The sequence below is a fragment of the Raineyella sp. LH-20 genome, from assembly GCF_033110965.1.
GTDB lineage: Bacteria > Actinomycetota > Actinomycetes > Propionibacteriales > Propionibacteriaceae > Raineyella.
Map to the genome: position 1 here is coordinate 1,716,718 of NZ_CP137003.1, position 14,920 is coordinate 1,731,637.

The following is a 14,920-nucleotide window of genomic DNA, read 5'->3' on the forward strand; positions in this document are numbered from 1 at the left end:
TCATGACAGCGGATCGGCGGTGATCCTCGGCCGGGGCCTCAGCGACAGTGTGCAGGTTCACCGGCGCGACAGAATGGGGGCATGAGCAGAGCAGCGCTGTACGACCGGCTCGGGGATCCCGATGTCCTCTTCATCGGGGAGGTCGACGATCCTGCGCCGGGTCACGGAGAGGTGGCGGTGCACGTACGTGCCGCAGGCCTGAACCCGATCGACGCGAAGCTGCGCAGTGGCTTTGCGCGCTCCGACGCCCCGTTCCCGCGGCGGATCGGTTTCGATCTGGCCGGGACGGTCGACGCGGTCGGCGACGGTGCGACCTACTGGGACGGCACCCCGGTCGCGGTCGGCGACGAGGTACTGGGCCGCGGCGAGGGGTCTGTCGCCGAACGGGTCGTGACGTCGGCGTCCGCCGTCGTCCGCCGACCCGAGACGGTGCCGGTCGAGGTGGCCGGCGGGCTGGACATCGCCGGGCTCACCGCTGTCTCCTGCCTGGCCACCGTGCCGGTCGGTGCCGGTGACACCCTCCTGGTCGGCGGCGCCACCGGTGGGGTCGGCCTCGTGGTCAGTCAGCTGGCCGTCGCCGCCGGCGCCACGGTCGTCGGCACCGCCGCCGCCCGCAACCACGACCTGCTGCGGTCGCTCGGCGTCGTGCCCGTTGCGTACGGCGATGGGCTGGTCGACCGCCTCGCACCGTACGACACCCTTACCGCCGTGATCGACTGCCACGGCCGCGAAGCGCTCGACGCGGGGATCCACCTCGGTGTCCCGACCGACCGGATGACCGCCATCGCGGCCTACAAGGCCCTCGCCGAGCTGGGAGTGCGCAACGTCGAACGCGCCGCCCGCACGGCGAAGCACCTGGCCGAGCTGACCGACCGGATCGCCGCCGGCCGACTCGTCATCCCGATCGCTGCGACGTACCCCCTGGACGACGTGGCGGCGGCGTTCACCGCGCTGGAGTCCAGCCACGCGCCGGGGAAGATCGTCGTCCTGCCCTGACCGCGTGGGGCGATCAGGGATGTGACCGACCTGTGCCTGCAGCGACGGGGCCAACAGAAACTGGGCCTGCCGAGACCTCGCGACCGTACGTTCGCGGGGCGGGGTCCAGACGGTGGAACGCCAGCGGCGCCAGGGCGATGAAGATCGGCACGAAGCACAGGCCCCCGTAGTCGCCCCCTCGCCGGTGCTGAAGGCGGTCAGCAACGTCATCGGCAGCACGACGGCGAGGGTCAGCGCGCCGGCGGTGTCGCCCACCACTGTTGTCGTGGTACCTGGTGGTGTCCTGTTACCGCTTATGATCGGGGAGGTGCCCCAGGATCGGGGAGGGACCCCCGGAAAGGTTGAGATGCGCTCGGACGTGGCCTTCATCATTCCCGTGTACAACGAGGAGACCGTCGTTCGTGGCGTCGTCGAGAACGTGCTGCGCGACTACACCCACGTGGTGTGTGTCAATGACTGCAGCCGCGACCGTTCGGCCGACGAGATCGGCGCCACCGGTGCCTATCTGGTCAACCACCCGATCAACATGGGCCAGGGTGCCGCGCTGCAGACCGGCATCGAGTTCGCCCGCCGGCTGCCCGGCGTACGTTACTTCGTGACGTACGACGCCGATGGCCAGCATCGGCTCGAGGACGTCGCCGCGATGCTGGAGGCCATCGAGGAGTCGGGTGACGACATCATCCTCGGGTCCCGCTTCCTCGGTGCCGAGGCGGTCGGGATGACGCGGACCAAACGCGTCGTGCTGCGTCTGGCGACCTCGTTCAGCAACATCCTGTCCGGACTGAAGCTCACCGACACCCACAACGGGCTGCGGGTCTTCAACCGCAAGGTCGCCGACGAGATGCAGATCACCATGCCGGACATGGCGCATGCTTCGGAGATCCTCGAGATCATCGCCAAGCGCAAGTACCGCTACCGCGAGGTGCCGGTGACGATCGTCTACACCGACTACTCCCGCGGCAAGGGACAGTCGATCGTGAACGCGATCAACATCGCCTTCGACGCCCTGCTGAGGAAGGTGAGCCGCTGATGCTCGTCCAGATCGCCATCATCGTCCTGGGGATCGTCCTCGGCTACCTGATCCTCGCCTCCCGCGGCTCCCACGGTGCCCGTGCCTCGGTGAAGGTCGGGCTGGTCCTGTTGGTCATCGCGATGATCGTCACGGTGCTCAACCCGGAGCTGATGACGAGGATCGCCAATCTGGCGGGGATCGGCCGTGGCGCCGATCTGTTGCTGTACGCGGTGACCGGCGCGTTCCTCTTCTATGTCCTCACCCAGTACCTGAAGTCGCAGAGCCAGCGCGACGTGATCTTCCGGCTCGCCCGTCGGGTGGCGTTGATCGAGGCGAACAACCGGTACGAGGACGTGCTGGAGGCCCCCGCAGAGCCGGGGAAGGCCGTCGACGCGGCCGAACGGGAGCTGGCGGAGCGGACGGAACTGCGTCAGCCGGGGGAAGAGCCCCAGAAGTAGTCCTGCCTCAGCGGCGCCGCGCCGGTCACCCGGACGGTCAGCTTGTTGTCCCCGCAGCTTCCATAGGTTTGCCCTATGAAACTTCCATAGGGCAAACCTATGAAAGTTGTCGCGATCGCTGACATCCTCGCCGGCCGGAGGGATCTCCACCTGCGCTTTCCCCTGGGATCGCGTCATCCCCCCCGGAGCGCGGCATCGACCCGCCCGAGGCCTGCCCGGTCAGGCCCGCGCTGCCGCGACCAGGGCTGACAGGGTCTGCTCTGCCGTACGTTCCCAGGAGAACTCCGCCGCTCGGGCACTGCCCGCGACGGCCAGCCGGGCACGCTCCGCCGGGTCGTCCAGCAGCGCCGCGATGGCGTCGGCGAGAGCCTGCGGGTCGCGCGAATCGACGTACGCCGCCGCATCGCCGGCCACCTCGTGCAGCACCGGCAGGTCGGTGCACAGCACCGGGCAGCCGGCGGACATCGCCTCGAGGACCGGCAGCCCGAACCCCTCGAAGAGTGTCGGGAAGACCAGCAGGGTCGCCTCCGCGTAGAGCTGATCGACCTCCTCCGACGGCAGCCACCCGGCCAGGTCGACCCAGTCCGCCAGGCCCAGGCGTGCCACCTCGGCGGTGAGTGGGTCGTCCGGGCCGCCGCCGGTGATCACCAGGTGCGGTCGGCGAGCGGGCACGATCAGGGCGAGCGCCTCGAGCAGGCCGACGAAGTTCTTGTGCGGCATCCGGTTACCCAGGCTGAACAGCAGGTCCGTCCGGCGGGTCACCCCGGCAGGTCGGCGTCCGCTGCCGGCCGGCGGGACGACCGTGACCTTCTCGGACGGCAGGGCCAGGTGCTCGGCGAGATCGGTGGCGGTGGCGGTGCTCACCGTGAGGACCCGGCGCGCGGACCGTGCGCCCGCCCGGAGGAGGGTGCGCTGGATGCCGGCGAGCCGGCCGGGGACATACTCGGGGAACCGGAACGAGATCAGGTCATGGATGGTCAGTACGACCGGGACGGGGGAGAAGGCCGGGCCGAAGTTCGCCGGGCAGTGCACCACGTCCGCACGCAGCCGGGCCGCCCGCAGACCGACCGTCTGTTCGCCGAGCGCCCAGCCGACGCGGCCGGACGACGCGATGCCGGAGTCGATCACCGGGCCGGGGAACCATGGCGCTCCCGCGGCGGCGAGCTCCCGCGAGGCCAGTGCGACGAGCTGGACGTTCTGCAGCATCGCGGGGGTGAGCGCGCCGTAGAGGTGGCGGACCACCGATTCCATTCCGCCGCGGGTACCGGTGTAGAAGAGCAGGTCGACGAGGATCCTGGTCGGGTGCGCGCTGGGCACGATCATCGGCGGGCCTTCCGGGCCTTCCGGGTGGGCGCATCGGTCGGAGACGTCCCCGTTCGGGGCCGCATCCCGCCGGCTGCCCGGGCTGCCCGGGCCGTCTCCAGGGCCGCGAGGATGCCCTCGGCCGTCTTGGCGATCGTCCGGGTGCGGATCGCGTCCTCGTACCAGGCACGGGTCGTACGTCGCAGTCCGTCGCCGTCGCGGACCGCCCGGACGATCGCCGCGGCGAGGTCGGTGGGCCCGGCGGAGGGTGCGACGAAGCCGTTGACGCCCTCCTCGATCAGCTCGGTCGACGCGTTCGTCGGATGGTCGATCACCACCGACGGGGTGCCGTACGACGCTGCTTCGACCACGACCAGCCCGTAGCCCTCGCGGCGCGACGGGTTGACCAGGCAGGAGGCCTCGGCGAGCAGCCGGTGCAGTTCGGCCTCCTCGACGAACCCGGGGAACTCCACCGCGTCGCTCACCCCGGCGTCCGCCGCGGCCCGGACCACTCGCTCCCGTTCGGGTCCCTCGCCGGAGATCACCGCATGCAGCCCCGGGAACTCTTCGCGGGCCTCGGCCAGCGCAGCGGGCAGAGCATCGACCTGCTTGTCCTGGATGTGGCGGCCGACGAAGAGCACCATCGGGTCGCGTCCGATCGGCGTCTCCAGGCGGGGCGTGACGTCACGGACCGCCGAGATCAGTCCGGGGCTGCGGACCGGCTCCCGCGGCACCCTGTTCGCCCGCAGACCGTCGATGGTGTGTTGCGAGTGCCCCAGGGCCAGCGGGGAGAGCCGCACCGCGAACCGCTGCAGCGCATCGGCGACCCGGCCGACCACCGGCCCGGAGTACTCCAGCCACTGCGTACGTGTCCACACCTCGAGCCAGTCGACCGCCAGCACCGTACGTGACCCGAGCAGCGCGGCCCGGGCGGCGAAGACGTTGAGCACCGGGGTGGCCGACACGATCACTGCGTCGTACGTCGCGCGGTGGCGCACCAGATGGCGGAACACGTCGACGGCGAACCGCAGGGCGGTGATCGGCAGGCGGACCCCGTCGGCGTCGTAGAGCTCGTAGCCCGGTGCGATCGCCCGGGCCCGGACACCGCCGAGGTCGGGATCGGGGCCGTCCCATTGTCGGCGGGTCAGGTAGTCGACCTCATGTCCGGCCTTCACGAACTCCTCCGCGAACTGGCGGTACTGCTTCTCCCCGCCACCGGTGGTGAAGGGGTAGAGGCAGTCGAAGACGACGGCGATGCGCATCGGGACCTCACACTCGGGGACGTGTCGACCGGGCCGGCGACGGGACACTGCCAGGTGGCGCGCCATCGGACCCGGCCAGCTTAGCGAGGGTCCGCGGGCCGGTGTCGCACCTCCGCCTGGGTCGGGGGAAGGCGATGAGCGCCGTAGACTCCGACATCATGAGTTCTCGCACGCCCGTGGACGATCTCGGCCGGCTGGCCTTCGTCATCACCACCCTCGGGCGCATCGCCCCGCTGGGGCGCCTGCTGGACGGTCTGGTGCCGCAGCTGACCGCCGGCGACCAGGTCGTCATCGTCGCGCAGGACCACGTCGACGAGGTACGTCGGCTGGTGGCCGATCGACAGCCGGTGGCCGATCGACAGTCCGGCGGGGACTCCGTCGCGGGCGACCCGACGTCCACCGAGGGACGACCGGCTGACGCAGCACCGCGGATCGTGGTGGTCACCTCCGGCCGTGGCGCCGCTCGTGGGCGCAACGTCGGGGTGGAGCACGTGGTGGGCGATCCGGTGCTGCAGTTCCCCAACGACACGAGTGAGGCGCCCGAGGGCTTCGCCGCCGCGCTCCGTGGCCTGGCGCCACACCTGGGCGTCGGGGCGATCACCTTCCGCGACGAGCACGGCCCGAAGTTCGTCCTGCCGGCCCCGGGCACGCCGCTCGATCGGTGGAACGTCTGGAGCGTGATGGAGGTCGGCGTCCTCGTCCGGCGGTCGGTGTTCCTGGCGGCCGGTGGGTTCGACCCGGAGATCGGCAGCGGTGCGGCCACCCCGTGGCAGGCCGGCGAGGTCACCGACTTCCTGCTGCGGGCGATGGACCGCGGCCTGACCGGTGACTTCGTCTGGGCACCGTCGGACGTCGCGATCGCCGGCGTCGGGGAGGCGACCGGGCTCAGCCCCGCAGAACACCGCCGGAAGGTCCGTGCCTACAGCCGCGGCACCTCGCGCGTCCTCGGCCGCTGGTCCTATCCGCTGTGGTGGCGACTGGCGTTCGTCGCCGCGGGCCTGGTGATCGGCGTACGCCACGACGCCACCCACCGGCCGGTGGATGGCTGGTGGGCTTTCGTCGGCCGGCTCGAGGGTCTCCTCGGCCGGGTGCTGGGGCCGCGTGACGGGCGTGCGATGACCGCGGTGCGCCGATGATCGGGGCGATCAATCTGGGAGCGATCAACGTACGTTCCGCGCTGCGCAGCGCCGGCTCGATGGTCGGCGGAGCGGCGCTGGCGGTCATCCCCGCCACCACGCTGTCGATCGTGTCGCGGGTGTACGACACCCAGGCCCAGGGGATCATCTCGACGTTCGTGATGATCGGCACCTTCCTCGGCCAGTTGTCCTTCGCCATCATCGTCGAATCCCGACTGAGCACCCCCGGCACGGCGCGCCGGGTGATCTTCCCTCGCTGGTTCGTCGTGCTCGGGGTGGTCGCCTCGGTGGCCCTGATGGCCGGGTCGCTGCATCCGGCGCTGGTCTGCGTCAGCATCCCGATCGTGCTGTCCGCTCTGGAGGTCGGGCGCGGCGTCTCGGTCGCGGAACGTCGCGACAGCCAGGAGATCATCAGTTCCTTCGCGGTCGGCCTCGGCGCGCTGGCGGGTCTGGCGCTGGCGTACACCGGCTTCGCCGCGTTCGGGTTCATCCCGGTCGGCGCGGCCATCGGGTTCGCCACCCTGGTCCGAGCCCGGCGGATGGATCACGAGGTGAGCCCCGCCGACCCGTCGATCCGCAACTGGGTGCTGCTGGACACCGCCATCACCGGGGTGTCCTATCCGGTGATCAACGCGATGCTGCTGGGCCTGATCGGGCCGACCCAGGCGGTGCTCTTCACCGCGGTGTCGACCGTCACCGGCCTGCTGGCCATCCCCCTCACCTTCATGCGGCTGCGGCTGCTGAAGGAACACTCTCCGCTGGACATCGCGCTGGCTGCCATCGCGCTGGTGGGGGCGGTCGCGGTGCTGATCGTGCTCGACGTCACCGGACTGCTCGGCTTCCTCTTCGGCGAGGCGTGGCGGAACACGCCGATGCTGCTGCCGCTGCTCGCGGCGAGCGCGTGGCGAGCGGCATCCCTGCCCACCACGATCACGTTCACCGCGCTGCGGCGGGCCGGCCGGGCCCGGCTGATGACCGGGCTGCGGGCGGTGGCGGCCGTGCTGACCTTCGGCCTGGCGATGGCGGGCGTGCTCAGCCAGCAGCTGACCCTGGTCTTCGTCGGGCTGCTGGCCGCCGAGCTCGGCTCGGCGGTGCTGTTCGAGTTCGCGCACCGGCGGGTGGTCGGTCGCTCGTCGTTCCGTACGGCGTGAGCGCCGGCATGGTGCCGGCGCTGGCCGCGGACTGCCGGGCCGCGGCCGGCGCTCTGGACTGTCGGTCTGGGGTCGTCGCTCCGGACGGTCGGTCTGGGGTCGTCGGCCCGGACTGTTGGCCTGTGGCCGTCGGCCCGGACGGTCGGGCTGCAGGGTCATAGGACTGGGCTATGGAAGTTCGGCGGCAACCATAGGATGACTTCCGTGCTCGCCCCCGACTGGACCTGGTTCACGGCGGTCCCCGTCGTCCTCGCGATCGTCGCGCTGCTGTGGGTCCCGGGCAGCGCACTGGCCCTCGGACTGGGTGCCGGACGGTGGCCCTCGCTCGCCCTCGCGCCGCTGATGACGACCGGCCTGGTATCGGTGGGCGCGATCCTCACCGCCCTGGCCGGGGTCCGGTGGGGGCTCGGTGCGGTGCTGCTCTGGCTGGTCGGCGTCCCCGTGGTGGTCTGCGGCGTACGTTTCGTGCTGGTCCGGGTCGGGCGGAGACCCTGGCGGTTCGACGCGCCGGCCGTCCGGTGGTGGGAGGCGGCGGTCGGCCTGGCCGTCGCCGTCGTCGTCGCCGCGTACGTGTTCCAGGCGGGCACCGTACGCCCCGGCAACATCCCGCAGCAGTCCGACCAGATCTACCACCTGGGCCTGGTGCGGTGGATGCTCGACACCGGCGACCTCTCCTCGCTCACCGCCGACGGGTTCAACTATCCGGACGCGCCGCGGTTCTACCCGGCGGCGTTCCACGATGTCGCAGCGACGGTCGTGCTGCTCACCGGTGCGCCGATCGTGGTGGTGGAGAACAGCCTGCTGCTGGTCTCCTGCGGTCTGGTCTTCCCGCTCGGCATGATGCTGCTGCTCAACACGCTGGTCGCGGCCGACCGCAGACTGGTGGTGCTGACCGGCGTGCTGGCGCTCGCCTTCACCGGCTCCCCGTGGAAGGTGATGGTCTGGGGCGCGGTGTGGGCGCAGGCGTACGGTTCGGTCTTCATCCCTGGCCTGCTCGCGGTGTACGGCTGGGGCCTGCGGCAGGTCTTCGTCGGCAGGAACTGGGGCAGTGCGGCGCTGCTGTTCGCGGTCGCTGTGCCGGGGATCAGCCTCGCCCACACCAGCGCCACCTTCGGCGCCGCGGCCGGCGGGCTGGTGTTGTCGGTGGCCGTCGCCCTGCAGCACGCGTTGCGTGAGCCCCGGAGCGTACGCCGCTGGTTGCCGTTCGCCGGGGCCGTGGCACTGGCCGTGGTCGGGCCGTTGGCGGCCACGCGCCTGGCCCCGGGCGGCCTCGCCCAGCAGGGGGCGAAGGACTTCTCGCCGACGAAGACCCTGCTCGGCGTGGTGACGTTCTGGGGTGAGCCACAGACCCCGGCCCGGCTCGCCGGCATAGGGCTGTTCCTTCTCTTCCTGGTCGGCGTCGTCGCGTGTCTGCGCCGTGGGAAGGACTGGTGGCTGGCGGCGACCGGGCTGGTGTTCGTCGTGCTCGGCAGTGCTCTCGACGCCGTCGGCACCGGTGCGGTCTGGCCCTGGACATGGCCCTGGTACAACTGGGCCTTCCGGGTGCAGGGGGTGACCGACATCTACGCCCTGGCCCTGGTGGTGGTCGGTGCCGGAGCGGTGCTTGCCCGCACCCGTCGGTTGGGTGGCGCGAGTCGGGCGGGAGGCGAGGACGGCACTCGGCGGCTGCGCCCTGGCGCCGTCATCGCGTCCGGCCTCGTGCTGGCCGCGGTGCTCGCCATCGTCGCCGTGCAGGCCCGGGCGGCGGCGCGCCTGATCAGCCCGTTCTACCGTCGCGCCGGTGCGGCGGCGTGGATCACGCCCGAGAAGGCCCGGGCGTTGGTCACGCTGTCGGCGCAGATGCCGCCCGACGCCGTCGTCGCGGCCAACCCGTGGCGTGGCGGCCAGTTCCTCTACCTGCTCGGACCGCAGCGGACCGTCATCCGGACCGAGAAGGTGTACGGCTCCGACGTCTCGCAGATCTCCGACGGGCTCAAGCGGGTGACCACGGATCCCGCGGTCTGTGCCGCGGTGAAGCGGCAGGGCGTCGGCTACGTGATCACCGGCGGCACGATGACGACCGGCAACGAGCAGTGGTACGCCAAGTACGCGGCGATCGACGAGGTCGGTGAACAGGGCGGCTTCCGGGTGGTCGCGCGGGCCGACCCGTACACGCTGTGGGCGGTGCCGGACTGCCGGGTCCGATGAGCTCGGTGGGCTCGGTGGGTCTGGTGGGCTCGGTGGGCTCGGTGGGCTCGGTGGGTCCGGTGGGCTCGGTGGGTCCGGTGGGTCCGGTGGGTCCGGTGGGCTCGGTGGGTCCGGAGGGCTCGCCGCCGCGACGGCCGCGGCCCTGACGTTAGGATGGTCGGCGTGCTTGCCCCGGAGTGGACCTGGTGGGACGCGTCTCCTGTGATCCTGGTGGCCGTCGCGCTGCTGTGGCTGCCGGGGGCCGCGCTCGCCTCCGGACTGGGGGCTGGGCGGTGGCCGACCGTGGCGATCGCCCCGGTGCTCACCGGTTCCCTGGTGACGGTCGGCGGGGTCCTCTTCGGCTGGGCGGGGGTCGCCTGGCGACCGGCCTCCTTCCTGATCTGGCTGGTGGGGGTGCCGGCCGTCGTGTGGGGCGTACGTCTCCTGGTGACTGCGCTCCGGCGTGGATCGCGACGGCGGATCGGTGGTCTGGGTGTTGCTGACCCCCCGGTGTGGGCGGTGGTGGCCGGCCTTGTCACCGCGGCGTTCATCGGGACCTGCGTGATCGCGTTGTCGGCCGGAGCGCCGGGCAATGTTCCGCAGGGCAACGACACGATCTACCATCTGGCGCTCCTGCGCTCCTTCGTGGACAGCGGGAACATCTCCAGCCCGACGGCCGACGCGGTCAACAATCCGACCGCCCCGGCCTTCTATCCGGCTTTGCTGCACGGACTCGCGGCCTCGGTGATGATGCTCACCCACGCTCCTGGACCGATCGCCCTCCACGCGGTGCTGGTGGCGGCGACCGCTCTGGTGTGGCCCGTCGGGCTGATGTTCCTGGTCCACGCGGTGCTGGGGGCGGACCGTCGGCTGGTCTATCTCACCGGTGCGCTTTCCTGGGTGTTCTCGAGCTTCCCCGCCGGCTTGCTGGGCTACGGTCCGGTGTGGCCGACGGTGCTGGGGTATGCGTACGTTCCGGCGGTGGTGGCCATCTTCGCGATCGGCCTGCGCCAGGTGATGAGCCGCAGCACCGCCGTGGTCGCCGTAGTGCTGCTGGCGCTGATGGTGCCCGGCCTCGTCGTGGCGCACGTCAGCGCCTTCTTTGTGGCGGCGATCGGTGCACTGCTGCTCACCCTGGCCGCGACCTGGCGTCATGCCCGGGTCGTCACGGGTGCGGCACGGCGCGGGCACCCGGTCTCTGCGATCCGCCGGTGGCTGCCCTTCGGCATGGTCGTCCTCGGGGCGGTGGCGGCGTTCGCCGTGCTGACGGTGGTCGCACCGTCGGGGATGGTGGAGACGGCCTACGGGCGGACGACCCTGTCCCAGGGCTTGGTCGCGGCGGTGACCCTGTGGGGTCCGCCGCGATCGCGCCTGACGCTCGCCGGCACGGTCCTGCTGGTGGTCACCGTCCTCGGCGCCGTCACGATGATCCGTCGGAAGGTCGGCGGGTGGCTGGCGGTGGGCTGGGTCGGCTTGGCCCTGCTCGGCTTCCTCGCCCACGTCCAACCGGCCGGCCGCTTCTGGCCGCTCACCTGGCCCTGGTACAACGTGCCGGCCCGGATCCAGGGGACCGCTGCCGTGTTCGGCGTGCCGCTGGTGGCGTACGGGATGTCGGCCCTCCTCGCCGGTGCGGCCAGGGTGCGTGTGACGCGAATGCGACGCGTCGGCGTGGTGGTCGTGCAGGTCGTGCTCGCACTGCTGGTCGCCGTCCAGGCCGTCAACGGCGTACGGATGCTGCAGCCCTACTACGTGCCGCGCGCGAACAACGTCTGGATCACCGCCGAGGAGGCCGACGATCTGCGGCAGTTCTCCGCGATGTTGCCCGATGACGCCGTCGTTGCTGCGGATCCGTTCACCGGGGCCGCGTTCCTCGCCGTCGTCGGCCCGGAACGGACCTTCATCCCGACGGAGAAGGCGTACAGCCCGGACATGACGCTGGTCTCAGAAGGCCTCACGCGGGTGCGGGTCGACCCGACGGTCTGTCAGGCCGTCCAGCGCAACCGGATCGACTACGCGATCACCGGCGGTCGGCGGACCCTCGAGGCGTACGGCGGCATCGATCGGGTCGGTCCCGCCGACGGATTCGTGCAGGTCGCCCAGGCCGGCCCCTACACCTTGTGGAGGGTGCCCGCCTGCACGGCGTGATGGCGGTGTCGCGAGTCCGCGGTGTCGCGCCGCCGGCGGCGGTGAAACACCACGTGGCTCCTGCCGCCTCGCAGGAGGCGGCAGGAGCCACGTGAAGGGTGCCAGATGCCGGAGGCACTCAGATCGTGGAGATCCTCAGATCCCGCGGCGCGGTGCGGAGGATCCGGTCAGGTCATCGGCCTCCTGGGCCGGCAGCTCATTGCTGTAGCCCGCGTACGCGGAGGCCTGCGGGTTCGCGTCCCAGGCGGTGCGGGGCGAGGGGTAGCTGACGGCCTGCTCAGGGGCAGGAGCCGCGGCGTAGGTGGTCTGCCACTGCTCCGTACCGGTGGGGGAGCCGGTCCACGACGGATTCGCGGCGGGGGCGGCGGAGGCGGCAGGCACTCCGGAGGTGGACTGGGAGCCGAAGCTCGACGAGGAGGGCGCGGCGTACGCGGCCTCGTCGCCGGCCCACGAGGATCGGGAGGCCTCGGCCGGGTGGGGCGCGACGGGCGGGGCCTCGACGCGGCTCTCCGGGGGACGGACATCGGCCGTGCTGTCCGCCGACCGCTTGGACCTGGACCTGTCCCGCTTGCCCTTGCGCTTGCCGCTGTCCTCCTCGTCGTGGCTGACGTAGCCGTAGTAGTCCGCGGTCTTGCCGTAGCCACCGTAGCCGGCGCCGTAGTACACCGAGCCGACGCCCTTCTTGGGGGCCCGGTTGAGGACCGAGCCGAGCAGTCGGCCGTCGACCTGGGCGATCACCTTGGCGCAGTGGCGCACCTGGTCCTTCTGCGTACGTCCCACCGACATCACCAGGATCGCGCCGTCGGCCGCCGCGGTGGCCAGTCCGGCATCGGTGACCGGGAGCATCGGGGTGGTGTCGATGATCACCATGTACGAGGCGCTGAGCTGGGCGATGAGGTCGCTCAGCCGCTTCGAGCCGATCAGTTCGGAGGGGTTCGGTGGGATCCGTCCGGCCGGCAGCAGCCACAGGCCGGGGGTGTCGGTCTCCTGCAGCGCCTGCTCGATCCGGACGTCGCCGGCGAGCACCTGGGTGAGGCCGACCGATCCGTCGAGTCCGAACCGCTTCGCCTGCGTGGGGCGCCGCAGGTCGGCGTCGATGACGATGGTCGGCGTGCCGGAATCGGCCAGCAGCCGGCCGAGGTTGCCCGCGATCGTGGACTTGCCCTCACCGGGCTGGGCGGAGGTGACGACGATGCTGCGCGGCGGGTGGTCGACATCGACGAACCGCAGGTTGGTCCGCAGCTGGCGCAGTGCTTCGGCGGCCGGGCTGTGGCGGCTGGGGCCGCCGTGATGCTTGGCGAGGTCGGAGGTCGTCGGGATGACGGTCATCGCGCTGGCGCCGGTCAGTTGCTCGACGTCCGCGGTGGTCCGCACCCGGGCATCGGTGGTCTGGCGCAGGAACATCACGAGGAAACCGATGACGAGGCCGGCGATGACGCCGGCGAGCAGATTGCGGGGCCAGTCGGGCGATGAGGGCGCGCCGGGCAGGTTGGCGTCGGTCATCGGCACGATGCGGACGATCGGGTCGGCCCGGCCGCCGATCTTCTCGAAGGCGACGGCCTCGTCGGCGGTGGCCTTGGCCAGGGCGTTCGCCTGGTCGCGGGCGGACTGCGGGGACGACGCCGTCGCGGTGAAACGCATCACCGACGGGATGTTGCTGGTGGAGGCGGAGTAGGTGCCGAGGCGGTCGGTCCCCAGGTCCTTGGCGATCCGGTCGCGTACGCCCTGGGAACCGGCGAGCGCAGCGTACGTGGACGCGCGGGAGGCGGCGAGTCCGGAGCTGGACTGGGCCTCGGTGATGGTGCCGGCGCCGCCGGCGGTGACCACGCCGGTCGAGCTGGAGGTGTAGAGCGTCGGCTGCAGTGCGGTGTAGCCGGCAGCCAGGACCAGGCCGGCCAGCATGGCGACCAGCAGCATTTTGGCGTGTGCTCGGGTCAACCGGATGACATCAAGCAGTGTCACGTGTTTCCTCTTCGCTCAATCGATCGCGGCGACTCCACACCTGCGCGCGTCGACGCCCCCCTGTGCGAATCATCATAGGATGCTGAGGATGCAAGTTCCGATCGACGTCTCAGTCTGGCAGCGGATCCATCTGGGTCACGCGGCCCTCGAGGTGGTGGCCGAGGACGCCGGTGTGGACCTGCTGCATCTCAAGGGTCCGGCCCTCGATCCGGTGCTGGCGCCCGACCCGCGCTACTCCACCGACGCGGACGTGTTGGTGCGCCCTTCCCAGCTTTCGGTGTTCCTCACGGCGCTCGAACGGTGTCGGTGGGAGCTGGTCGCGGACTTCCCGGAGGGCTCCCCGTTCGAGCACGCCGCCACCTATCGGCACCCGGAGTGGGGGCTGGTCGACGTCCACCGCCGGTTTCCCGGCATGCGGGGGGACGAGCAGGCGTTCGACACGCTGTGGCGGGACCGCGGTGCCACCGAGATCGCCGGTCGGATGTGTCCGGTGCCCTCCGTGGTGGCCCAGCGGCTGGTGCTGATCCTGCACGCGGCCCGCAAGGACTCCCCGCACGCGAAGTTCGACATGCTCCGGGCCTGGACCGAGGCCGACGAGGAGTCCCGGCGAGCGGTCGAGCAACTCGTCCGCGACCTGGGTGCCGAGATCGGGTTCGCCGCCGCGACCGGCCGGTTGGAGGAGTACCGGGGCACCCCGGAGTGGCGGATGTGGACCGCGTTCACCGGCCACGGCAGCCGGCTGGGCGAATGGCGGGCCCGCTTCCTGCTCGCCCGCGGCTGGCGGGCGAAGTGGCACATCCTGGGCCGGCTGGTGCGGGTCAACAAGGCGCACCTGGCGCTCGACCTGGGGCATCCGCCGACCCGCGCGGACGTGGCCCGGGCGTACGGCTCACGTGTGGTCCGCGGCGCCCGGGAACTGGGGCAGGCGGCCGGTCGCGGTGTCGTACGGCTGGCTCGGTCGGTCAGGAGGAGCCGATGAGGTATCGGTGGCCCGAGCGGATCGGGCACGTGGTCGAAGGGAAGAACGTGATCGTCGCACTGCTGCCCGACGGCGCGCCGAAGGCCCTCGACGGCACCGGCGGGGCGATCTGGCAGCTCGCCGACGACGCGACGGCCGAGGAGATCGCGGCCGAGCTGGCGGAGGCGTACGGCGCCGCGATCGCAGATCTGCTGCCCGCAGTGGAGGCGTTCTGCGCCGAGTTGGTGGACTGGGGCTTCCTCGAGACGGAGTGAGGTCAGCCGGGCGCACACAGACGCCCGGCATCGGGCTGACCGGCCGGATGGTGTGTTGTATCGGAGCTGACCGACCGGAGGGTGTCCCATCGGGGCT

The 14,920-nt window shown here is 71.5% G+C and carries 12 protein-coding genes; 9 read left to right on the plus strand and 3 right to left on the minus strand.

Annotated elements, in window-relative coordinates; translation table 11 throughout:
- Positions 1-81: 81 nt before the first annotated feature.
- The 3 genes from R0146_RS07390 (at position 82) to R0146_RS07400 (ending at position 2,466) form a co-directional block, all read left to right on the plus strand.
- Positions 82-996, plus strand: a complete 915-nt coding sequence (locus tag R0146_RS07390) for an NADP-dependent oxidoreductase (protein WP_317692221.1) — start codon at positions 82-84, stop codon at positions 994-996.
- A gap of 346 nt (positions 997-1,342) precedes the next feature.
- Positions 1,343-2,026: a glycosyltransferase family 2 protein gene (locus R0146_RS07395; RefSeq protein ID WP_317692222.1), complete on the plus strand. Its 684-nt coding sequence runs from the start codon at positions 1,343-1,345 to the stop codon at positions 2,024-2,026.
- Positions 2,026-2,466 carry a DUF2304 domain-containing protein gene (locus R0146_RS07400; RefSeq protein WP_317692223.1) on the plus strand — a complete coding sequence of 147 codons (441 nt, stop codon included), beginning with the start codon at positions 2,026-2,028 and terminating at the stop codon, positions 2,464-2,466. Before R0146_RS07395 ends, R0146_RS07400 begins: the two co-directional genes overlap by 1 nt.
- A gap of 219 nt (positions 2,467-2,685) precedes the next feature.
- On the opposite strand, the gene R0146_RS07405 is transcribed toward R0146_RS07400, so the two are convergent.
- Together R0146_RS07405 and R0146_RS07410 are read right to left on the minus strand one after the other, a co-directional pair.
- The gene (locus R0146_RS07405) at positions 2,686-3,789 is read right to left on the minus strand and encodes a glycosyltransferase family 4 protein (protein ID WP_317692224.1); all 1,104 of its coding nucleotides are present in this window, start codon (positions 3,787-3,789) and stop codon (positions 2,686-2,688) included.
- Positions 3,786-5,030, minus strand: a complete 1,245-nt coding sequence (locus R0146_RS07410; RefSeq protein WP_317692225.1) for a glycosyltransferase family 4 protein — start codon at positions 5,028-5,030, stop codon at positions 3,786-3,788. The genes R0146_RS07405 and R0146_RS07410 overlap by 4 nt, the downstream gene beginning before the upstream one ends.
- Before the next feature lie 158 nt (positions 5,031-5,188).
- On the opposite strand from R0146_RS07410, the gene R0146_RS07415 reads away from it, so the two are divergent.
- The 4 genes from R0146_RS07415 to R0146_RS07430 all read left to right on the plus strand — a co-directional run bounded on the left by R0146_RS07415 (position 5,189) and on the right by R0146_RS07430 (position 11,628).
- Positions 5,189-6,166, plus strand: coding sequence for a glycosyltransferase family 2 protein (locus R0146_RS07415; RefSeq protein WP_317692226.1), 978 nt, complete (start codon positions 5,189-5,191; stop codon positions 6,164-6,166).
- Positions 6,163-7,317, plus strand: a complete 1,155-nt coding sequence (locus R0146_RS07420; RefSeq protein WP_317692227.1) for an MATE family efflux transporter — start codon at positions 6,163-6,165, stop codon at positions 7,315-7,317. The genes R0146_RS07415 and R0146_RS07420 overlap by 4 nt, the downstream gene beginning before the upstream one ends.
- A 204-nt stretch (positions 7,318-7,521) precedes the next feature.
- Positions 7,522-9,504: a DUF6541 family protein gene (locus R0146_RS07425; protein ID WP_317692230.1), complete on the plus strand. Its 1,983-nt coding sequence runs from the start codon at positions 7,522-7,524 to the stop codon at positions 9,502-9,504.
- A 162-nt stretch (positions 9,505-9,666) separates the two neighbouring features.
- Complete coding sequence (locus tag R0146_RS07430) at positions 9,667-11,628, plus strand: DUF6541 family protein (RefSeq protein ID WP_317692232.1); 1,962 nt, start codon at positions 9,667-9,669, stop codon at positions 11,626-11,628.
- Positions 11,629-11,763: 135 nt separating this feature from the next.
- On the opposite strand, the gene R0146_RS07435 is transcribed toward R0146_RS07430, so the two are convergent.
- A complete protein-coding gene (locus R0146_RS07435; protein WP_317692233.1) occupies positions 11,764-13,590 on the minus strand; it encodes a tyrosine-protein kinase domain-containing protein in 1,827 nt (608 codons plus the stop codon).
- Positions 13,591-13,678: 88 nt separating this feature from the next.
- Here R0146_RS07435 and R0146_RS07440 point away from each other — a divergent pair, with 88 nt between their 5' ends.
- Together R0146_RS07440 and R0146_RS07445 are read left to right on the plus strand one after the other, a co-directional pair.
- Complete coding sequence (locus R0146_RS07440) at positions 13,679-14,569, plus strand: nucleotidyltransferase family protein (RefSeq protein WP_317692234.1); 891 nt, start codon at positions 13,679-13,681, stop codon at positions 14,567-14,569.
- A complete protein-coding gene (locus tag R0146_RS07445; protein WP_317692235.1) occupies positions 14,566-14,823 on the plus strand; it encodes a PqqD family peptide modification chaperone in 258 nt (85 codons plus the stop codon). The genes R0146_RS07440 and R0146_RS07445 overlap by 4 nt, the downstream gene beginning before the upstream one ends.
- Positions 14,824-14,920: the final 97 nt, after the last annotated feature.